Annotated in this window: 25 protein-coding genes and 1 riboswitch; of the genes, 5 read left to right on the plus strand and 20 right to left on the minus strand. The window is 28.2% G+C overall.

Features of this window, described 5'->3' with window-relative positions; translation table 11 throughout:
* Window positions 1–98: 98 nt before the first annotated feature.
* On the minus strand, window positions 99–1010 hold the full coding sequence (locus ACYUDJ_RS10995; RefSeq protein WP_043032114.1) for an N-acetylmuramoyl-L-alanine amidase: 912 nt from the start codon (window positions 1008–1010) through the stop codon (window positions 99–101).
* Between the two features lie 280 nt (window positions 1011–1290).
* Window positions 1291–1989, minus strand: coding sequence for a hypothetical protein (locus tag ACYUDJ_RS11000; RefSeq protein ID WP_043032115.1), 699 nt, complete (start codon window positions 1987–1989; stop codon window positions 1291–1293).
* Between the two features lie 479 nt (window positions 1990–2468).
* Between ACYUDJ_RS11000 and ACYUDJ_RS11005 the strand changes: the two genes are divergently transcribed.
* Window positions 2469–2603, plus strand: coding sequence for a hypothetical protein (locus ACYUDJ_RS11005; RefSeq protein WP_003485100.1), 135 nt, complete (start codon window positions 2469–2471; stop codon window positions 2601–2603).
* Between the two features lie 189 nt (window positions 2604–2792).
* Here ACYUDJ_RS11005 and ACYUDJ_RS11010 read toward each other — a convergent pair whose 3' ends face one another.
* From ACYUDJ_RS11010 to ACYUDJ_RS11040, 7 genes are all read right to left on the minus strand, one after another.
* Complete coding sequence (locus ACYUDJ_RS11010) at window positions 2793–3212, minus strand: ribosomal maturation YjgA family protein (protein WP_003485099.1); 420 nt, start codon at window positions 3210–3212, stop codon at window positions 2793–2795.
* Window positions 3213–3539: 327 nt separating this feature from the next.
* On the minus strand, window positions 3540–4508 hold the full coding sequence (locus ACYUDJ_RS11015; RefSeq protein WP_043032116.1) for an ABC transporter substrate-binding protein: 969 nt from the start codon (window positions 4506–4508) through the stop codon (window positions 3540–3542).
* A gap of 152 nt (window positions 4509–4660) precedes the next feature.
* The gene (locus ACYUDJ_RS11020) at window positions 4661–5371 is read right to left on the minus strand and encodes an ABC transporter ATP-binding protein (RefSeq protein ID WP_003485097.1); all 711 of its coding nucleotides are present in this window, start codon (window positions 5369–5371) and stop codon (window positions 4661–4663) included.
* Window positions 5358–6122, minus strand: coding sequence for an ABC transporter permease (locus ACYUDJ_RS11025; RefSeq protein WP_003485095.1), 765 nt, complete (start codon window positions 6120–6122; stop codon window positions 5358–5360). Before ACYUDJ_RS11025 ends, ACYUDJ_RS11020 begins: the two co-directional genes overlap by 14 nt.
* The gene (locus ACYUDJ_RS11030; RefSeq protein WP_141650351.1) at window positions 6112–6723 is read right to left on the minus strand and encodes a hypothetical protein; all 612 of its coding nucleotides are present in this window, start codon (window positions 6721–6723) and stop codon (window positions 6112–6114) included. The genes ACYUDJ_RS11025 and ACYUDJ_RS11030 overlap by 11 nt, the downstream gene beginning before the upstream one ends.
* A gap of 274 nt (window positions 6724–6997) precedes the next feature.
* Entirely contained in the window at window positions 6998–8068 is a 1071-nt protein-coding gene (locus ACYUDJ_RS11035; RefSeq protein WP_003485091.1) for a uroporphyrinogen decarboxylase family protein, read from the minus strand.
* 345 nt (window positions 8069–8413) lie between these two features.
* The gene (locus tag ACYUDJ_RS11040) at window positions 8414–9862 is read right to left on the minus strand and encodes an NAD(P)/FAD-dependent oxidoreductase (RefSeq protein ID WP_043032117.1); all 1449 of its coding nucleotides are present in this window, start codon (window positions 9860–9862) and stop codon (window positions 8414–8416) included.
* 358 nt (window positions 9863–10220) lie between these two features.
* Between ACYUDJ_RS11040 and ACYUDJ_RS11045 the strand changes: the two genes are divergently transcribed.
* Window positions 10221–11039 (plus strand): MerR family transcriptional regulator, encoded by an 819-nt coding sequence (locus tag ACYUDJ_RS11045; RefSeq protein ID WP_003485086.1) that lies wholly within the window; start codon window positions 10221–10223, stop codon window positions 11037–11039.
* Between the two features lie 73 nt (window positions 11040–11112).
* Here ACYUDJ_RS11045 and ACYUDJ_RS11050 read toward each other — a convergent pair whose 3' ends face one another.
* The 3 genes from ACYUDJ_RS11050 to ACYUDJ_RS11060 all read right to left on the minus strand — a co-directional run bounded on the left by ACYUDJ_RS11050 (window position 11113) and on the right by ACYUDJ_RS11060 (window position 13995).
* A complete protein-coding gene (locus ACYUDJ_RS11050) occupies window positions 11113–12516 on the minus strand; it encodes an amino acid permease (protein WP_043032118.1) in 1404 nt (467 codons plus the stop codon).
* A 436-nt stretch (window positions 12517–12952) separates the two neighbouring features.
* Window positions 12953–13495 carry an ADP-ribose-binding protein gene (locus ACYUDJ_RS11055; RefSeq protein WP_043032119.1) on the minus strand — a complete coding sequence of 181 codons (543 nt, stop codon included), beginning with the start codon at window positions 13493–13495 and terminating at the stop codon, window positions 12953–12955.
* A gap of 242 nt (window positions 13496–13737) precedes the next feature.
* Window positions 13738–13995: a DUF1294 domain-containing protein gene (locus ACYUDJ_RS11060; protein WP_042384749.1), complete on the minus strand. Its 258-nt coding sequence runs from the start codon at window positions 13993–13995 to the stop codon at window positions 13738–13740.
* A 357-nt stretch (window positions 13996–14352) separates the two neighbouring features.
* Between ACYUDJ_RS11060 and ACYUDJ_RS11065 the strand changes: the two genes are divergently transcribed.
* From ACYUDJ_RS11065 to ACYUDJ_RS11075, 3 genes are read left to right on the plus strand one after another with little or no spacing between them, the layout of a single operon-like run.
* Window positions 14353–14817, plus strand: coding sequence for a hypothetical protein (locus ACYUDJ_RS11065; protein ID WP_042384747.1), 465 nt, complete (start codon window positions 14353–14355; stop codon window positions 14815–14817).
* Window positions 14818–14835: 18 nt separating this feature from the next.
* Window positions 14836–15267, plus strand: coding sequence for a MarR family winged helix-turn-helix transcriptional regulator (locus ACYUDJ_RS11070; RefSeq protein ID WP_043032120.1), 432 nt, complete (start codon window positions 14836–14838; stop codon window positions 15265–15267).
* Window positions 15268–15269: 2 nt separating this feature from the next.
* Window positions 15270–15662: an HsmA family protein gene (locus tag ACYUDJ_RS11075; RefSeq protein WP_003485079.1), complete on the plus strand. Its 393-nt coding sequence runs from the start codon at window positions 15270–15272 to the stop codon at window positions 15660–15662.
* Window positions 15663–15834: 172 nt separating this feature from the next.
* On the opposite strand, the gene thiM is transcribed toward ACYUDJ_RS11075, so the two are convergent.
* The 8 genes from thiM to ACYUDJ_RS11115 all read right to left on the minus strand — a co-directional run bounded on the left by thiM (window position 15835) and on the right by ACYUDJ_RS11115 (window position 21848).
* Window positions 15835–16632, minus strand: a complete 798-nt coding sequence (thiM, locus tag ACYUDJ_RS11080; RefSeq protein ID WP_043032431.1) for a hydroxyethylthiazole kinase — start codon at window positions 16630–16632, stop codon at window positions 15835–15837.
* Window positions 16610–17179 (minus strand): energy coupling factor transporter S component ThiW, encoded by a 570-nt coding sequence (gene thiW, locus ACYUDJ_RS11085; RefSeq protein ID WP_043032121.1) that lies wholly within the window; start codon window positions 17177–17179, stop codon window positions 16610–16612. Before thiW ends, thiM begins: the two co-directional genes overlap by 23 nt.
* A 300-nt stretch (window positions 17180–17479) precedes the next feature.
* Window positions 17480–17586, minus strand: a riboswitch (TPP riboswitch).
* Window positions 17587–17619: 33 nt separating this feature from the next.
* Window positions 17620–18057: an N-acetyltransferase gene (locus ACYUDJ_RS11090; protein ID WP_003485076.1), complete on the minus strand. Its 438-nt coding sequence runs from the start codon at window positions 18055–18057 to the stop codon at window positions 17620–17622.
* 125 nt (window positions 18058–18182) lie between these two features.
* Window positions 18183–18911: an MBL fold metallo-hydrolase gene (locus tag ACYUDJ_RS11095; RefSeq protein ID WP_003485074.1), complete on the minus strand. Its 729-nt coding sequence runs from the start codon at window positions 18909–18911 to the stop codon at window positions 18183–18185.
* A 185-nt stretch (window positions 18912–19096) separates the two neighbouring features.
* Window positions 19097–19369, minus strand: coding sequence for a CD3324 family protein (locus ACYUDJ_RS11100; RefSeq protein ID WP_043032122.1), 273 nt, complete (start codon window positions 19367–19369; stop codon window positions 19097–19099).
* A gap of 283 nt (window positions 19370–19652) precedes the next feature.
* Window positions 19653–20336 carry a dethiobiotin synthase gene (gene bioD / locus ACYUDJ_RS11105; protein WP_043032123.1) on the minus strand — a complete coding sequence of 228 codons (684 nt, stop codon included), beginning with the start codon at window positions 20334–20336 and terminating at the stop codon, window positions 19653–19655.
* Window positions 20337–20338: 2 nt separating this feature from the next.
* A complete protein-coding gene (gene bioB / locus ACYUDJ_RS11110; RefSeq protein WP_003485060.1) occupies window positions 20339–21295 on the minus strand; it encodes a biotin synthase BioB in 957 nt (318 codons plus the stop codon).
* A complete protein-coding gene (locus ACYUDJ_RS11115; RefSeq protein ID WP_003485059.1) occupies window positions 21288–21848 on the minus strand; it encodes a biotin transporter BioY in 561 nt (186 codons plus the stop codon). The genes bioB and ACYUDJ_RS11115 overlap by 8 nt, the downstream gene beginning before the upstream one ends.
* Window positions 21849–21943: the final 95 nt, after the last annotated feature.

The following is a 21943-nucleotide window of genomic DNA, read 5'->3' on the forward strand; positions in this document are numbered from 1 at the left end:
AATAAAGGAAAGTCATTTTTGACTTTCCTTTAAAATTCATATATTATCAACATTATTCTAGAACATAGCTTAAATAAAAAAGCTATCTTTTTTCTAATTTATCTTAAATTTCTAAACAAAGCTTTCCATGTCTCTTTTCCTACAATTCCGTCTACAGAAAGGTTACAATCTTTCTGTACTGCTTTTACTGCGGTTTCAGTACCATCTCCAAATACACCATCTGCTCCTGAGGAACCTACTGGATAGCCTATATTGATAAGCATTTTTTGTATTGCTTTAGTTATTCCACCTTTGGCTCCTTTCTTAACTATTGGTGCTACATTTGATGTTGCCTCTCCCGCTATTCCATCTACTTTTATATTTCCAAAGCCCTGGCTATTTATTTCTTGTTGAAGTTCTTTTATTAAATAATGATTACCATATATAGTTGAACCAGAATTACTTGAGCCAGAACTAGTTCCCCCAGAACCAGAATTTCCACCTGATGGAACATCAGTCGTTTTTCCTACTAAACCTTTTACTATAGCATCTGCCATCTTATCTGCATTAAACCTACTCATGTCCCCAGAATTATCACAGAAACAACATTCTATAAGCATAGACTTAGCTTTTGTATTTCTAATTACATAAAGGTTACTTCCATCTTTTATACCTCTATTTGTATAACCTAGGGAAACTATATTATTTAACACAGAAGTAGCTTCACTAAACTTATTTCCTCCATAGGTTAAAACCTCTGTTCCATAAGCACTACCATTAAAAGCATTAAAATGAATAGATACATATAAATCTACATTGTTATTGTTAGCTGTATTCGTTCTATAACTTAAACTATCTTGTAAACTACTACAAGTATCTTTATAACACTTAATAACTGTATGGCCTAAAGCTTGTAATTTACTTATTACTCTAGTGCCTACTTCTCTGGTTAGATTTGATTCTGCTTTTATTCCCACAGCCCCATAATCAGCTCCAGATAAAGTATGACCACAATCTATTCCTATTTTCATAATATTCCCCCCCATATATAATATATAATTTTTTTAAAACAAATGTTACTTCTGGAATTTTGTTTTCATCTATATATATGACTAGGAGAAAAAACTGTAGAAAATATTTTAAAACTTTACTTCTTAAAATAAATTTGCTAGTTTTAAATTCTTCAAAAAATAATTTTGGTGTTTATCCATATGTCTTTTATTTCTATTAGTTCTAATTTATATACATAAAAATACTCTTTAAATTAATTATATTTTATATTAATCTAAAGAGTATTTTCATAATTAGACTCTACCACATTTTATTATTTATATAGTGTTCTATTAATACTATGACTTCCTTTATTTTTTTATAATCTATTCTATCTACAGTATCTTTATTAGAATTTATCCAGGGTAAAACTAATTCATTTTTATTTTCTTTCTTTATACAATTAGCTCTTCTTATTGTAAACATATTAAACTGTTCCTCATAAAAACTATCATAAACACTATCTAAGAATTGCCCTACTAAATATTTTATATTTTTTTCCTTTAAATAATCTATAAAATCATTTTTAAATGTGTTATGCTTTTCATTACTACTTGATATTAGTATATTGCTTCCCCTACCAACACACTCAATATTAATTACTTTTACATTTTTATAATTTTTTAATGTTTCTAATACACTCTTCTCATTATCAAAGAAAATAAACTTTGTCTTTTTTCTATAATCACTTAGTTTTTCTGATAGTATTATAGTTGATATTAGTCCTGAAGTGTTGCTATCAGCATCATATCTAAATAAGCTATTATAACGTGTGATGATTATAAATTCTGGCTCATTACATAATGTTTCTATGTTGCGATTACATTCATTTGAAATATGTACATCATATCCACTATTACATAAAAATTCTTTGATTTTTTCACTAGCTCTTCCTTTATTAAAGCTATCATCTCTTAAATATGAAAATATACCATATAATGTCTCAATCCTGTTTGTCAATTCTAATTGCCTTCTTTCGTAAATTAATCTTATTAATATAATAAGTTTTAATTTTAGTTATTTATTGTTATGTATAATACTAATGTCTATAATCACTTCCTTTACGTTAATGCTCTTTTATATTTATGTCCTAATTTAATTATATCACAGTATATTTTTAAACTCTAAAAGCATGTTGTTAAATATTACACAACACCTTAAAATATTTTAATTTTTCACATTCTTACCACTTTATACATAAAAGATTAAAATTCTACAAATTTATCTTCACCCTTCTCATCTTCAAAATCAATTTCAATAGTAACATGTTCTATTCCTCTTTTATTTATTAGTTCTCTAATATTATTTTTTATTATAAGTTAATAATATATATTCTTATCTAACAAAAAACTCCATACATATTGATAAGTAATATGTAAATCCTATAAATATACTTAATAATAATTAGCAAGTCTTATTATTGAAAGGGGCTTAAATTTATGAATAGAAACAAAAAAAATAAAAATGTTAAGGTTAATAAGGCTATAGAAAATTCAGGCAATAGCAATAGCATAGATGCTTTAAATTCTGCTAGTAGTAACACTCAGAAAAATACTAAGCATAAAAACAAATAATAATTTACGTGCCAGTAGCTTGCTCCTAGAAATGAGTTTTCTAATTTTGGAACAATGAATTACCACAAAAGTAAAGGAGTCTGTATAAAAATATATTTAATTTTGATACAGACTCTTTTCTCTATTTTATATTTAATTTTATAATTTCAAGGCTAAATGCATCTATAACTTCTATATATTCATTATTACCTATTTTAATTGTTTAACTCTATAAGTATCATAATAATAAAATACTCCTTCCACTATGATGCCTATTCCAATACCTATAGCATAAGCTAATAAATCCTTCCATGAAAATACGTATCCTAATACTAATCCACCTAAAGTTGTTTTTCTTATATTATCTATCCAGTTAGAATGGTATAATTGGCTTATTTCAATGAGATAACAAGATATTAGAGCTATTAATGCAACTATTTTTGTTTTTGTACCTTTAAAAATAAATGCAAATAACATAAAAATCATTAGTGCCCAAAGGGCATCACCTAAATATACATTTAAAAAATCCGGTATAAAATATTTTAGCTTTCTTGAACATAATCCCAAAAACATTACAATTAATGTAGTAAATCCATATACTAACCTATTACGATTACGTTTATAATCCATACTTAAAAACCTCATTTAAAACAATTTTTATTTAATTTTTAATACAGGTTAAAATTTATATTTACTCAAACATAAATTTAAATCTTTAAATAATTCTATCTGTTATTATATCATCATTAATATATTTTTATAAACGCATTTACAATTTTTTATATAAACAAAGTTCTTGGTTTTAGTTGAATTTACACTCTATCTTAAACCAAGAACTCTATTTATATAACTATGCCATTTTTTATTAATAGTTTTTTAAAACCACAATTCCTGATTATTTTATAAATTCTTATTATAGAGTTTATACATTAAGAAAAATTGATGACTTTAATCATTCTATTTATTTATAAGTTTTTGTATGTCTATCTTCTTATCTTGAAGTCCATTTTTTATCATAAAGTCTTGAGTTTTTTCAAGCTCTTTAATGTCTTTATCTTTTATTGTCATATCGAAATCATACCATTTATACATTTCTTTTGTTTCTTCAATAGTTAGTCCAACTTCCTTTGATACTACTTTTAATGCTTCTTCCTCATGTTCTTTCATATATTTTAAAGTTTCCTTATGAGTAGCTTCAAATTTATCTACTAAATCTTTATGCTTGTTTAAAAAATCTCCACTAACTGCAGTTACTATTGTCCCATCAACTATTCCTTCTCCATTTACTACTACTTTACCACCATTTTTTATAGCCTTTAAAGCAACTGGGCCTGCTAATAATGCAGCATCTACATTTTTATTATTTAATGCAGCAAAACCTTCTGGTAACCCCATATTTATAAAGTCAACATCCTTGCTTGTTAAGCCTTCTTTTTCTAAAGCTCCTACTAATAATTGATGCAGCACTGTTCCTTTAGGTCCTGCAACTTTTTTACCCTTTAAGTCCTTTGCTGTTTTTATATTTGGGTTATTGCTAATTATCATAAAGGCCTTTGGTGCTCTACTATATACACCTATTATTTTTAAATCCACTCCATTTGCTCCTGCTAATATAGCTGATGTGCCACCAAGAGCATGAAGAATTTGTAAGTCCCCTGAAGCTAATGCTTGAGTCTGCTCAGGTCCAGCTGTTATTTCATGCCAGTTTATTTTTATATTTTCTTTTTCAAAACTCTTGTCAAAGGATTTTTGCTCCTTTTCTAATATAGATGGTACATTTAAAGGAGCTTTAACATATGTAAGATTAATTTCTTTAGGATTATCCTTTTTTCCTTCCTCCTTTTTATTAGAACTACTACAACCTATAAACACAGAAATTGTTATTAGTAAAGTCATACATAATGATAAAATCTTTTTCTTTTTCATATTACACTCTCCTTTTAATATTCTATTGTGTAAAGTCCACTTCTTAAATAATGTAAAATATACATATTTAGTAGTTACAATTAAATATTCTATATATAGTACCTTTCCTTATAAAAATGAACTTCTTTATATATGTATGTTTTTAATTAACTTTATAATTTTGAAAGTATATCTTTTTTTATATTTAATAGTTTTTCTGAAGATATATCCCGTGGAAATTCTAGGTCTACATTATATTCTTCTAAAACCTTTCCTTTATCTAAAATAACTATTTTATGACCTATCAATAATGCTTCATCCACATTATGGGTTACAAAAACTATGCCCTTGTTAGTTTCCTTGTAAAGCCTTAAAATTTCCTCTTGCATATAAGATCTAGTAAAAAAGTCTAAAGCAGCAAAGGGTTCATCCATCAAAAGCATATTAGGCTCATAGGCTAAAGCCCTGCCTATAGCCACTCTATGGGCCATTCCTCCTGATAATTGTGAAGGATATGCTTCTCCAAATTTCTCTAACTTCATAAGGTTTAAATATTTATTTTCAATATCAATCTCTCTCTTATTTAAAAAGAATGTTAAATTTTCTCTAACATTGAGCCAAGGGAAAAGTCTGCTTTCCTGAAAAACCATACCTATTTTAGGTTTTACTAAAATATTATTATGATAAAATTCTACCTTACCGCTAGTGGCATCATCCAGATATCCTAAAAGTCTAAGTAATGTAGTCTTTCCACAGCCACTTCTTCCTAATATAACAGTAATCTTGTTATCCTCTAATAAAAGAGTTAAATTATCTAAAATTTTAACTGGCTTGCCATTAATACAAAATTCTTTGATTACATTAGTTAATTTATACCCCTTCATTATTATTCACCTCTTGTGCATAGTTAAATTTATTGGTTAAAAGGCCAAATACCCAATCACATACTGTTCCTAGAATACCTATTGATAATATTCCTACTATAACTACTGCGGAACGGGATAACTGCTGGCCATCTAAAATTAAATATCCTAGCCCTGAAGAAGCTGCCACCATTTCAGCACCAATTATGGCTCTCCAACTATACCCTATGCCTAATCTCATACCAACTAAAATATTAGGTAAAGCCCAAGGTATTATAATTTTTTTAAATATATTTATCTTACTAAGATTAAAAGTCTGTCCAACTTCTATTAATTTTTTACTACAGCTTTCAACGCCACTAATGGTATTTAATAAAACAGGAAAAAATGAAGCTAATACTATAATTATTATTTTAGATTTTTCTCCTATGCCAAACCAAAGTATTAAAAGTGGCACTAAAGCTAGTGGTGGTGTATGTCTTAAAAATCCAAGTAGATTTTTAAAATAATCATAGATACTCTTATTAACACCAAATAGTATGCCTAAAGGAATTGCTAAACATATGGTTATAAAAAATCCCTCAAAAACTCTTAAAGTACTTATAGCTATATGCTTAATTAAAGCTCCTGATTTTATTAATTCTCCTAATGATACTATAACTTCTTTCGGAGTTGGTAGAATATACGGGTTCCACCACTTCAGTATACTACCAATACTCCAGATAATAAGGATTATTGTTATAACTAAATGTTTTTTTAACTTAGACACCATCTCCATTATTACATCCTCCTAAGCAATATAACATCTCAATAACATCATACTCCTCTTTTAAAAAGGATTCATTAAATTTATTTTCACCACTTATTTCTAAAACATTTTCTGAAATATCTCTAAAGAATCCTAAGGGAATTGGAGATAAATTGCATTTTGAGGCTACGTCTATATTAAGCTTGTCACACACCTCTAACCAAGTATAAAATTCTATACCTGGTTTATTTTTAAAAATATCTTCCCCTAGTTTTTTTAAAGCTTTGCAAGGTGTTGTAATAATAAGTTTATCTTTTTTCATATCTTTTATATAAAACTCATATAAATATCTTGCTGTATGAATTAAAATGGGCTCAATTTTAGGTATATTATATTTATCTTTATCAATATTCTTATTAGCATAATCAACAGCTACAGGACATCTTGTATCTAATACAGTCTTTTTAGAATTCATTATTTCATTTCTAAATTTATTTTTAACCTGTTCAAGTTGTCCACCTGCTGAAACTACTTTAAATCCTTTTTTTCTAATATTATTTTTAAGACCATCTAAATCTTTTTTGTACATTTTTTCAACTACAGGATTCATCCAAATATAGTTCAAAGCCTTCACCTCTTGATAATAATTTTCATTAGCATATGTTATATATTATCAAATCTTGTCTTATTAGTCAATTTTTTTGTATAATTATGTCTAAAATGCGAATAAGAGCCGCTTATATAGCGACTCTTGCTTTTAACATGTTAAATATTGGATTTTAAAAAAACTTTTATTAAATAATTTTTTGTTCTTCTACATGATATAATGAAAGAATTTAATAATTTTTCAAGTTCAGTATTGTATTCTTACATTTTTCATTTTTTAATACATTTATATTTTAAAGAAAATTATTTGGATTCAATGGCCACTTTCCATATTTTCTAGCGGCAGCCATAAATTGATCAATATTTTCCAGAGGAACTCCCCCTGAAAGATCACATCCTGATGCTAAAATATATCCACAAGGGCTATCATATGTCTTTTGAATACAAGTTTTTACTGCTAAATCCACATCATTAGTACTGCCTAAAATTAACGTACCTACTGGATCTACATTGCCAAGAATAGGAACTTTATCTCCTACTACTTGTTTTGTATATTCTAAATCTACTCGATTATCTACACTAATCATATCACAACCTGATTTCACCATATCTCCTACAATTGCGGTTGTATCTCCACAAATATGATAACAAACCGTTCCTTTTGCATCATGAATATCTTCCATTAAGTCTATTGTATATGGCAAAACAAATTCTAGATATTTTTTAGGATTAAGAATTGTTCCTGATGCAATAGGATCACATAACAAAATAAGGGAACCTGTCTTTATAAACTCTCTGCAAATCATTTTTAATCCCTCGGTACAAAATTTAACCAATTGATGTAACTTTTCAGGATTTTTTCTAGTTGCTCTTAATAAATCTTCTGTTTTATAAATGCTTGCAGCGGCAGTAAAAGGTCCAGATATCAAAACACCAGTGGGAACCTCTTTGCCTACTTTATCAATCAAAATATCACAAGCTTCTATATGTAATTGAAATGCCTTATCCTTTTTAAGTTCCAATTTTGACATATCTAATTCATGAACATTATTCAAATCATCTAATGTATATTTCATAATTGCTGGAACCGAATCTTCTGGATCACTCATCTGAGTACCTAAAGCCATACCCACACCATGTAATCCATATTCAATGACAGTTAAGTCATTACCAAACCTTTCATAACATGCAATCTGTGCTTTAGCTTCATTCAAAGCACTGCTTCTTTTTTCTTTATGAGTCATTCCTAATGCTAGCCCAGACATGGAGCAAACAACTGGCATAGCAAGGATTCTATCCATAGGTTTTCCTGTCATAAATGCAGCTAATCGTTCATTAGGTGTCATTTGATCATCTTTATGCATATAATAGCCTCCCTATATAAATTATTTTTTAGATAATTTTAACATCACTTATTTAAGATTATCACTTTAAATAATAGCTAGTCCAATAAATATTTGTTATTATAAAGTATCTACGTTATAAATTATTTTTATAATAGCAAAAACAATTAGTAACATTTATTTCAATATAGTTCAGCTTTTTTATATACTAATAATATTTTTATTCACACATATTATATATTGTTCAATATTTTAATGAGCCTTTATAAAGTTATACCTAAAATATGAATAAGAGCTACTTTTTTATTAGTAGCCCTTATTTACATCTTAGGCATTTCCTTATATTTTATTAATATTTAAAAGAAATCAAACACCTTGAATTTTTCTTATTACATTAATATTTACTCTTTTAGGAGGTTCTCCTGAATCTTTGCCTCTTACAGTAATTTTTTCTACCGGTATGCCCATTTCTCTTGCTATTATAGCTTTTACTCTTGGTCTACAGAAATTACCTTGGCAAAACCCCATACCTGCCCTTGTACGTCTTTTTATTGCATCTGTAGATTTTACAGGAATTCCTCTTTTCATTGCATCTATTATTTCTGATTCCGTTACTTTTTCACACCTACATATTATGTTTTTAGTTGGATCTTCATCATCTATCTTTCCATCAAAGGATTTATCTTTTTTAATAATTATGGGCTTTCTGTAGGGATTGAATTTTTCATTTTTTATTAATTGCAATCCAGCTTCCTTAAGAATTCCTACTATTTTTTCTGCTATAGCTGGTGAAGATGTAAGTCCTGGTGAATCTATACCTGCTGCATTTATAAAGCCTTTAACTTTAGTTTCTCCTATTACGAAATCTCCTGTACTACTAATTGCTCTTATTCCTGCAAAGGTAGTTAAAGATTTTCTTACGTCAAAATCTGGTATAGATTTTCTAGCTGTTTTTATTATATATTCTATACTTTCTATATCTGTTCCTATATCTTCCTTGTCTACTACCTCCTGTGCATCAGGACCTATCATAAAGTTTCCATGATAAGTAGTAGTAACTAATATTCCTTTTCCTTTTTCTGTTGGCACTTGGAATATAACCTTATTTACAAGATAACCTTGATCTTTGGTAGAAAGTACATACTGCCCTCTTCTTGGCAATATTTTAAAATCATCCATCCCTAGCATATTGGCTATCTTATCACTATATAATCCTGCAGCATTTACAATATACTTACTTTTTATTTCTCCTTTATTAGTATTTATTATAAAAGCTTCATGTTCTTTATCTATAGTTAATACTTTTGTTTCTAATTTTAAATCTACTCCATTTTCCATTGCATTTTCAGCAAGGGCTATAGTCATTTCATAAGGAGAAGCTACACCAACACTTTTAGCATATAATGCAACTTTAACATCTTTATTTATATGAGGTTCCAATTCTTCTATTTTATCCCCGTATATTATTTCTAGATCATCACACCCTATTTTCACACCATTTTCATATAATTTTTTTATTCTATTTTCATCATCTTCATCAAAGCCTATTACTAATGCACCTGGATTTCTATATCCAAAGTTAAGCTCTTTTTCCAGCTGATTGTACATACTGTTTCCTTTTATACATAATTCTCCCTTTAGGGTTCCATATTTAGCTACATATCCACCATGAACAATACCACTATTTGCTTTGGAAGCTCCTGTTCCAACATCCTCCTCTTTTTCTATAAGACATACTTTTAAATTATACTTTGATAACTCTCTAGCAATGGCTGATCCAACAACTCCAGCACCTATAATACTAACATCATACATAATTTCACCCTCTTATTTTTATTATTTTAAATTTAATTTCAAGTTCCCGAACAATTAGTATCCTTTAATATCTTTTATTATTATCTTAATACTATTTTACATCTTAAAATAAGAAAACAAAAGTACAATTATAATATTTTAAATTTGAAAGAATATTACAAAAAATTTTAAAGCTATATGTGTATCATATGCTACCATCATATATATAACAACAAAAAACATCGCTTAATAACCGGCTATAAAACATAAGAAAAAACTATTGTAAGATAAATCCAAATTCATCTGTTGACTCTCACATTATGGTATACTCTATACTGTAAATGAGCTCAAAAAACACATATATGTGAGGTATATATAAATGTTAAAAATAGGTGATTTTTCAAAACTATCAAGAATCAGCATAAGAATGCTTAGGCATTACAATGAAATAGGTTTGCTTATACCTGAAAGTATTGATGATTTCACAGGATATCGTTATTACAGCGAAGCACAACTCCCTGTTGCAAATCGTATTACAGCATTAAAAGATATGGGATTTAGCCTTGCTGTAATAGGCCAAATTCTATCTCAATATGGCGAGCCCCATAAGCTTAAAACCTATCTTCAGTTAAAACAAAGGGAGATAAAAGAGGAAGCTGACATCTTAAACCAGCGACTTTTACTTCTAGAAAGCACATTAAATAGATTGGGAAAGGATGATAATGTTATGAATTATAATGTTACCTTAAAAGAGTTACCAGAAAGAACTGTTGCAAGTGTACGTAAAGTTATCCCTTCTTATGATCAAGAAGGAATGCTTTGGCATATTCTAGTGAATGAAACTGCAGATCTTCAAATGCAAGACGATAGTCCATGTTATACCCTTGCAATCTTTCATGATGGAGAACATAAAGAACAGGACGTTGATGTGGAAGTACAAAAATCTGTTAAAGGAAATTATAAGAATACTGAAAATGTAGTATTCAAAACAGTTGCCCCTATTCAAATGGCATCAGCAACTTATCAAGGTAGTTATGAAAAAGTCAATGAAGTGAACGAAGCTGTTGCTAATTGGGTTCGTGATAATGGTTATGAATTTAATGGATTGTCTTTCTGTATTTATCATGTTAGCCCTTATGAGACACAGAATCCTGAAAAATGGGTGACAGAAGTATGTTACCCTGTAAAAAAGAAATAACCTTATATAATAAATGCCGTCTGCTTTAAATAGCAGACGGTTTTTGGTTATCTTAAAATTTATCTATAAATTACTAAGCATTATTCTTTTTTGCAAGATAAGGCATGATTACACCTAAACCTATTAGCACAAATGGTGTTACAATATTAAGCACTAATTTAAACATATCAGTAGAATACATACCACCAATACATGCAAAAGCTGTAAAGACAAAGCACCATGCACCTAAAATAATACCTAATTTATCATTCCTTACAAAATAATATTCTCTATTAAATTTCTGTCCTGCTTTTTTCAATGCAACATATGCAGCAAATACCCATAAATATCTAAGAGGCATACATACAGCATTTAATTTTACTAGCCATTTAACTAATTCATCCACGCTACCAATTCCTAGGGCTGGTACTACAATTAATATTGATACAATTACTAAAATAAGTTTATTTCCATTTTTATATGAACCATACTTATTTTTTTCAAACATTTTTTTAGGAATAAATCTTTCGTCTGCACTATCAAGTAACATACGTAAAGGTGCATCAATAGATATAATTAATACAGCAAATTGAGCAATGATATTTGTAATTGCATATATAATTACGAATGTATTACCTAATTTATAATATTCCCCTAATTTTTGAAATGCATAATATGCACCATTAGTCATTAAATCTTTAGGAACATTATTTGAATCAAACATCATGCCAAGGGAAACTGTACCTAAAATTGCACATACAGCTACCATAATTGCTAAGGCAATCATACCTTTTGAAAATCCTGTTTCTGGATTTTCCATTTTATTAACATAGGGTGATATTTTTTCACATCCTCCCACAGCAAATACCAAAATAGCTAAATTAGTAAAAAATTTTGTATCAAAAGTTGGCATAAAGGTTTTAAAAGACCAATCAATTTGATTTAAATGTGCATTTGTAATTGCAGGTGCTGCCATCATTAAAATAATAAATAAAATAGACATTACAAACATTGATGTTCCTGCAAGTGTTGCTAATTTCTTTAGTGGATTTAATCCCTTTGATGCAATATAAATGGCAATTAAAAAGATCACCAAGCAAATTAATTGCATAAGTTTTGTGTTCATTGAACTAATTCTTTTGTCTTGAAAAATAGCCCAACTTGTGGCAATCATAAGCCCTGATGGTTTTTGTGAAATATAAGGCATATGAACCACCCAATACGTCCATCCAGCATAATATGCAAGTTTAGGCCCTATAGTTTCATGTATCCATGAACTTACTCCTCCCCCATAATCTTTAAATGCTGATCCTAATTCACCCACCATTAAAGCATATGGTACAAAATAAATAGCAAAAATTATAATCCAAGAAACAATTGCTTTAAGCCCTTCGTATTCTGAGAAACCATTAATAACATTACCAAAACCCCATACAGTGGAAAATGCCATAAAAGCAAGCATATACCAAGCAATTCGCTTATCTTTATTTTTTGACATGATATACTCCTCTCATCCTTTAAATATTCTCGTTAAAATAATAAGTTATTGCGTTCATAATCTATTTACTCTCCTCAGGCTTCCTTATTATTGCAACTACCTATTAATTCTTATTCCGCAAGATTACATTCTATAACTTCTTTTTATAAAATTTTACTTGCATCATCCATAATAAAACAATTCTACAATCATATGTAAAATCCTTCAAAAAAATTAAAATAAAGATTAAATATGAGTATTTTTTCTATCTATTACATTCTGGCTGTATTATTGAATCTATTTAAATTTAGATATTTAATAAGCTAATACAAAATAGAAAAAGCGCCTGATTTTAGGCGCTTTTTCTACTATTTATAAACTCAGATTTAAATCCATGATACTTTTTAACATTGTTTTACTAATAAATAATTAGTAGTAAAACTCTATAAAAAAACTCTTATCTAGTATCAGCAAATAATAAGTCCTGATATAATTTATAATTGTACTCATCAAAACATACAAATCTTACTTCTTCTATATTTTCATATTTTATTAAACTCTCTTTTACTGAATTATAGGAAACCTTTGCTGCCTGATTTTTAGGATATCTATATACCCCTGTGCTTATATTAGGGAAAGCAATGGTTTTAATATTTTTTTCAGAGGATAATTTTAAACTGTTTTTATAGGCATTAGCTAAAAGAGTTTCTTCATTACTCTTTCCTCCATGCCATATAGGTCCTACAGTATGAATAACATATTTAGCCTTAAGATTTCCTCCAGAGGTTATTACTGCTTCTCCTGTCTTTAATGAGCCTATTTTACTTACAATACTCCTACATTCCTCAAGTATCTTATTCCCACCTGCTCTATGAATAGCTCCATCTACACCGCCACCTCCAAGCAAACTACTATTTGCTGCATTAACAATAGCATCTACATTTTCTTTTGTAATATCACCCTTTATTATCTTTATTTTATTTATATATGATATAGACAAAATCTAACCCCCTTAATATATTTTTATTACTTAGTATCATAATTATAATGTCATCAATAACAGCTTCCACAATATTACATAATTCTATATAAGCTTTATGGTTCCTTCTTAATATCAATGTTTCCATACTGAAATACACAAATTAATAGAAAAAAGAACCACATAAATGATCCTTTTTATTTTAATGTCTATACAATTTTTCACTATAAAAATTAAGTTCTTACATCAATTATACTTAAGCATTATAATTTACCCAAATATAAAAATATACATAGTTGAATTAATATTATAAAAGGAATTCCATATTTAAATTTAGAATGTTTAGTCTTATGCCTAAATATTTTCATTCCCACATAGGATCCTATACTTCCACCTAGTAAGGCTATTAACAATAAAGTATTCTCCTTTATTCTCCACTTATTTGCTTTAGCCTTTTCTTTATCTATATACATGCATAAAAAACCCAATAAATTTAATACTATAAAATAATACTTAATCATAAATCCTCTCTTTCCTTTTAACCCAATTGTAGAATTTATCTTTTATAATTGTTAATTGAACTCTACTTTTCCTTCTAGTCCGTAATCTATTTTTATTATATTAGTAATGATTTTAAATCTATCCCCAATTTATTTCAAATTTAAAATTATAATTAATTGTACCACATTCTATAAATATAACCATTATTAAATTTTTAAAGAAAATGATTCATTTGTAATTTATATAATATGAACATTAAATATAAATTCCAAATATTGCTTATTGACAATATTTATTGTTTAGAATAAAATAGTTTGCATAGAAACTAATTAATTCGCATGCAAACTATTTTTTTATATAACATAGGAGATGAGATTATGAATAATTTTTTTAAAAAGCTTACACTTAAAGTGGACAAAAGAACCTTACTATTAGTAGCAGGTTTAGTTTGGGGATTTGCAGGATTTAAGGTATTGACTTTAGGGGCTGAAGGTATAAAAATTAATAATCCAAATTGGATCTTTATCCTCTTATTTGCTACTTTAGTATTCTATATATTTTTCAAATTTATATTTAGTAAAATGTTTAAAAAGCATACTAAAAGGATCATAAATAACACCTTAGAAAAACATTGTATATTTTCATTTTTCGATATTAAAAGCTATTTTATAATGGCCTTTATGATATTCTTTGGAATAACCATAAGAAGTCTTGGAATATTTCCTCCTGTATATTTAGGCACTTTTTATATTGGATTAGGCTCAGCTCTATTTATGGCAGGACTCTCTTTCTTAATAAGCTCATTGAAATTTGAAAATACTATATTAAAATATAGAAATTAAAATCGGAGGAAATTTAATATGAAATATGATTGTTTTGAAATAGCAATGCTTATAAAAGAAGTTTATGCAAGTACAATGGGAATAGTTAGCAATAGTTTAAAAGATAGTGGATTTACCCATCAGCAAATTATGGTTATAAAATTAATTGCACATAATGGACAAGTTAATATATCCCAATTATGCGATGAAATGTCCTTAGCTAAAGGTACTGTTTCTGGCATAGTTACAAGATTAGAAAGTGCTGGCTACGTAAAAAAAATTAAAAATGAAAATGATAAAAGGAATACCTATGTTACATTTTCAGATAAAGGATTAAAATTTGCAAAGGAATTTAGAAAAGAAATTAATAAAAGCTTTGATAAAATATTTAGTAACTTCACAGATGAAGAAATAATGGAATTAAGAAATAATCTAATAAAAGTAAGAAATAAAATTAAAGGAGATAATTAATAATGGATGGGAAATTAGTTTTTGCAATTGTTACAATAACTTTAGCTCTAGCATTCTATACTGCAGGGGTATGGTCTGAAAGAAAATCTAATACATTAAAAAAATGGCATGTAATCACCTTTTGGATAGGTCTAGTCTTTGATACTACTGGTACATTGACTATGGAGAAAATTGCCAAGGTAGGTAGTACATCAATTTCTTCTGATCAACTTTCTCTACATGGATTTACAGGAGGATTAGCCATAGTGTTAATGCTATTACATGCTCTATGGGCAACATGGGTATTGTATAAAAATGATGAAAATAAGAAAGTTATCTTTCATAAATTTAGCATAACAGTTTGGGTTATTTGGTTAATTCCTTATATTATTGGAATGATTATAGGAATGTCATAATTCATACTGACAATCCCATTTATAAACTTTAATTTACATATTAACTTTAACAGCATCTAAAGCTAGAGAACTTTATCTAACTCTAGATGCTATTTTAATTAAAGAATATCTAAGTATTTATTTTTTTATACCCAAGTGACTTGATATTTCAAAAAAAATCCTGTATCCATAATTAATAACTATTTATTCTTATTTTTTTTATTATAATATCATCGGAAATACTAAACATATTATCTATAAGCTCATTTCTGAAACTCCCAGTACCCTTAACATTCTGAGAAAGTTCACCACATATTCCCATAAGAGCTGCAGCAAGAGCAGTACCATCTAGTATATTCTCAGAAGAAATATAGCTTGCTATAAGCCCAGTAAGCATACAGCCTGTACCAGTTATCATTGAGAGCATTTCACAACCATTTGATATTATATATGTATAAGTACCATTACTTATTATATCCACCACTCCTGTGGCTGCAACAACAGAACCGGTTTCCATGGATAAACTCTTTATCATTTTTATATTTTCATCAAAATTTTGCTCTGTTATAATATCACATACTCCAACATCAATTCCTTTTGCACTACTTTTTATGCCATAGATTGCTTTTATTTCGGACATATTACCTTTAATAACATTTGGATGACACTCTGAAATAAATTTCTTTGCATAATCTAAACGAAGTTTGCTGCAACCTACGCCTACAAGATCGATTATTTGTGGAATCTTCTTTTCATAGGCTGTTTTACCTGAAATCAACATGGACTTCATTTTATTATCTGTTATATTCCTAAGGTTAACTCCAAGAGATTTTGAAACAGCAGTGATTTCGGAAACTTCCAGAGGATGCTCGGCCATAATGGGCTTTGCACCAACAGCAAGAATCATATTTGCGCAATCATTTATTGAAATTGGGTTTGTAATATAGTGAATGAGAGGTTTTTTTAATTTAACACTCTGTCTTATTTGCAATAGTTTGTTTATTATTAACTCTTGGTTTGTCATAAATTTTTGCCCCCAAACTTCTTTGAATTTTTGCAAGATTACCTGTCCTACTTAATGCTCCTAGAAAAATAAATGCAATTGTTCCTCCAATAAACGTAGCCATAATAAATGAAGGAACATAAAACATCCATGTAAGACCTGTTCTGCCCCAAATAAATGTCATAATAGGATATGACAGTATGGCTCCTATAACACCAGTTCCTATAATTTCACCTATAATGGCACAAATTAGCTTTCCCTTAGATACTCTATATAAGACTCCAGACAAAAATGCCCCGAAAACCGCTCCAGTTAAAGCTAAAGGTGGAATCCCCATAAAAAACATTCTTATTACACCAATCAATGTAGCACAAAGCAGTGAATACCAGGGTCCAAGAATAACAGAACATAGAATGTTAATAAAATGGGCCATAGGACACATTCCCTCAATACGAAGAATTGGTGAAATTACAACTCCCATTGCCACCATCATTGCTAACATAAGTTTTTTTAATAGTTTTGAGTTTTTTTCCATAATAAAATACCTCCTTAACAATATTAAATTTCCCAATATGTCATATAGGAAATAAACACTATTATTGAGGTATGATTTTAGTGTAACCAAATAGCATTTTCCTATATGACATAAGTCATATTAGTCGGTCGAAGCTCAAAAGCTTCCTCTCACCTTGAAACACAAGTTCCCTCGCTATTTAGTTGCATTTTTCCATAAAAGCTCTAGGTGCTCCCCTACAGCTCATTGAAGATATACTTCCTTGAAACAACATAAAAATGGGATACACCAAATAAGGCATATCCCATTATACTTACAAAAAATAGTATAAATTAATATTTCCTTACGTCGGCATTATCCGAATCAAGTTATGGGTCGAAATATACATTTCCTCTCAACCTGCATTGCAAGCTCCCCTTTTCAAAAATTATATCATACAATTTTCTTAAATACAATATGACTTAAAAATCGTTTTTTTGCCATGTCATTATATATTCCATGAAACCGGAGTCTTCATGTTCTTTTTCCTCTTTTATAATAAAACCACAGTGTTTATAAAAATTAACTGAAGGTATATTATCAACATAAACTGCTAGTTCTAAAGTTGAATATAAAGATTTACAATGGTTTAGTAGTTTTTTCCCTATTCCTTGACCCTGATACTCCTCTAAAACAAATAATGCACCAATAAATGAATTGTCTATAATGCTTATAAATCCTTTAATTATATTGTCTTCTTTGTAAATAAAAGTTTGGGAAATAGGAAAGTATTCTTCTTTAACAATATTATAATTTTTAATCCAATATTTCTTTGCTATAAAACTATGAGCAGTAATATTAGTTTTTAACCAAATGTCCATAACTTCTTCAATTTCAAATTTTTCTAGTTGTTTAATCATATTTTTTCTCCTTTCTTGTTTACACAAATTAATTATAAAAATACATTTATATGTGAAATTCCTTTATTACTTCTCACACACTGATATAAATGTTTAAGCTTAATTTTTCAATATAAATAATAAAATTAGTCTGAAATAATATTTTGTAATGATTTTTTAATATCTTTAGTATATACACCACCATGGTAACATACGATTTTATCTATTTCGTAATTTAATAACTTTTTTATAGAATTTTTAGCACTAATAATATCTAAGGTATACTGTGGATTTGCTATAGTTAATTTATCATCTTCTACTACTAATGCATCTCCAGCAATTAATGTTTTGCTATCTTTTATATAAATTGAAATATGTCCTGGCATATGCCCTGGAGTAGCAATTATTTCTACACCTCCACAAAAGGAAAAAGAATCTTTATCTCTTAAACATACATCAACAGGAACATTTTCTATTGTTCCAATAAAATCCTGAAACTCCTTTGCGCTCTTTTTCTCTTCCTTAGGAAGTTTATCATATATAGACTCCGCTTGTTGTAATCTTAAAGATTTTTCTTTTCCACTAATATACTTTTCATCATCAATTGACGCAAGAATCTTAATATCCGGATACTCTCTTTTAAACTCGGCTAAAGTTCCCATATGATCAAAATCATGATGAGTTATAATTATTTTTGTTAATTTACTAATATCAATTCCATTAGCTTTTGCAGTAATTTTTATTAAAGGTAAAAAATTAGGATACCCGCAATCAATTAAAATATTTTCCTTTTCATCACTTAATATTACAGGGAAAATGACATTTCTATCACCATTAAAATCAAATCTTACTTCTAAAACTGTCAATTTGTTCATTTCTTACTCCTTCTAATTTATTCGTATAATTATAATCTTCCCATAACTATAGTAAACTTATTTCATATCCTTTCTCAAGTTCATAAATACTTCTATATCAAACTTGTTCACATATTTCAATTAAATACCAATAATAAAAAATCGGTGTTAATTATCAATTAAGATAATTAACACCGATTTTTTATTTATATATCTTTTTGTTGTCTAATTATTCTTCTTATACTATGTTCAGTAAGATAATACTGCTGTGCAAGTTTTTTAATGGCTATTCCTTCTTCATATCTATTAAAAATTTCTATATTTCTTCTTTTTAAAGTATTTTTTGTACTAGTATTTTCTCCCCAAACTTTTTTATTCTCATATTTTATTGGTATATATAAATATCCACCTTCCATATATTCTTGAATCAATTCAATAATATGTTCTGGCAGTACATTTTGTGCGTTTTTGTATTTCATACTTTTGCTCCTATCTACTTTATTATTCGTAAATATCGAAGCAAAGACCACACAAAACAATTTTAGTCAGAGTAATCTAATAAACTAGGCTCTGAACAAATCTTTGTTGTTTTTATTCTGTGTAATCTTTGCACAGAGCCAAAATAGGCGGTATATTCTATAGTATAATCCACTGATTTTCCCCTCCATTTCTCCATTAAACCTATATCATTCTAAATTTATTACAATATTAATATTACACTAACTATATTAATATTATTTGTCAAGAGAGTTAAAGGTTAAATTATATCTCCTCATAATATTCAATTAATTTTTCTGCTGGAATTTCTAAATTATTAGAATTCTTATTACATGTATAGACTGGAATCGGTAAATTATCTGATAGGTATCTCTTATTTTCTATATGAATTATATCTTCATGGTTATAATTGTTTAATAAAATCATTTTTACAGATATATTTTTCTCTTTAATATATTGTAAAGTTAAAATTGTGCTGTTAATGGTGCCAAGACCTGCATCTGCTACAACAATAGCTGGTAATTTAAAGATCTTTATAATATTTTCAAGCATTATTTTTTCTTTACCCATAGAAATAGGACAAATTATTCCTCCACTACCTTCTACAGTTATATAATCATGTTTATTTTTAATATATGAAAAATCTTTTTTTATCTTCTCCATAGATATTTCTACATTATTTAATTTTGCGGCTAAATGAGGTGAAACTGCTTGTTCAAAAATATAACTCACTGCATCATTAGGATCTCCATTTATATCGGCAATATTGTATACATAATTAGCGTCTCCTGCAATAAGTTTGCCATCTATTCTCTCTGCTCCGCTCAGTGCTGCCTTATAATATCCACAGTTTATATTAAATTCTCTTAATTTCTTAACAATTAAAGCTGTTATATAAGTTTTTCCAATATCAGTTCCTGTTGCAGTTATAAATATTCCTTTTGCCATACTTATACCTCAAATCCTAAATTCTTTATCATTTTAATGTCCTCAGAGGTTTCAATTCCCAAAGTAGTTAGCATATCTCCAGAAATTACTCCATTTACTCCACTCATTAAAGCCTTTTTCCCTTTATCTCCTAAAAGAGCACGCCCTCCAGCTAACCTTATTTGTACTGTTGGTAAAATAAAACGAAAAATTGCTAGAGTTTTTATTACTTCCTCATAAGATAGAATCTCTTGATTTTCAAGTGGTGTTCCTTTAATAGGATTAAGAACATTAACTGGAACACTATCAACTGAAAGTTCCCTTAGGGTAAATGCCATATCAATTCTATCTTCCATGGTTTCTCCAAGACCAATAATTCCACCGCTACATATCTCAAGGCCAGCTTTCTTTGCATTTTTTATAGTTTCAATTTTATCATCATATGTGTGTGTGCTGCATATCTTTGCAAAAAATTTTCTTGAAGTTTCTAAATTATTGTGATAACGCATTACTCCAGAATCTTTTAACCACTTTAAATCTTCATATTTTAATAATCCATGAGATGCACATAGCCCAATAGAACATGTTTCCTTTAATTTTGAATAGGTTTTACACAAGGTATCTACTTCATTATTATTTAGTGTACGGCCTGATGTTACTACTGAAAAACGATGTACTCCCTTATTATAATTTGATATTGCACTATTTATAATTTTATTACTATGTAAGATGTTGTACTCTATTATATCTGTATTAAAATGAACAGATTGGGCACAATATTTACAGTTTTCTTGGCACCTTCCACTCTTCCCATTTATAATCGTACATAGGTCAAATTTATTTCCACATAGAAATTTTCTAATTTCATTAGCTGTCACTGCAAGATCTGTAGTATCTTCCTCTAAAAGCTCTTCTACTTCTTCTTTTATTAGTAAATCTCCGTTTAAAATTTTTTCCTTATATTTAATTATATTACTCATTTCTTTCTCTCCTTAAAATTGGGTTAATTTTATTGGCAAATAATGCACTGATTACGCATAAAAATATATCGCCAGGCATGTCCAATGGAAAACAAGATAAAAATATAATCATAAAACTTGTTGGAGTTTTTAAGTATAAATTCAGTATTAAAAATTTATATGTTAATCCAATAGCATAAGTTATTATAAATCCCATAAAAGCTGATAATAAATATGCTCTAAATGTTCTTGCATTTATTTTTTTAACCGTATATCCAACAGCATAAGCAGTCATTATAAAACCTAGCAAATATCCAAAGCTTGGCTTAAATATATATCCTATTCCACCACCTGCTGCAAAAACAGGCACTCCTAAAAGTCCCATCAGAACATAAAGTCCAACTGAAATTGCTCCCTGTTTTTCTCCTAAAATCATACCTGCTAAAAGTACAAAGAAAAATTGTAATGTGAAATAATCCATAAAGGGTACTGGTATTTGAATGTATGCACTAATTGCTACTAAAGCTGTAAACAAAGCACATCTTGACATTGTCAATGTTTTAGATTGTCTCATTATGTAGTTCTCCTTTAAAATTATTATATTTTACTTATAGATTATAATCATATAAAAAAGTATTGTCAACCTAAGTAATATTTAAGTTGACAATA

The organism is Clostridium sp. CTA-6, assembly GCF_054768115.1.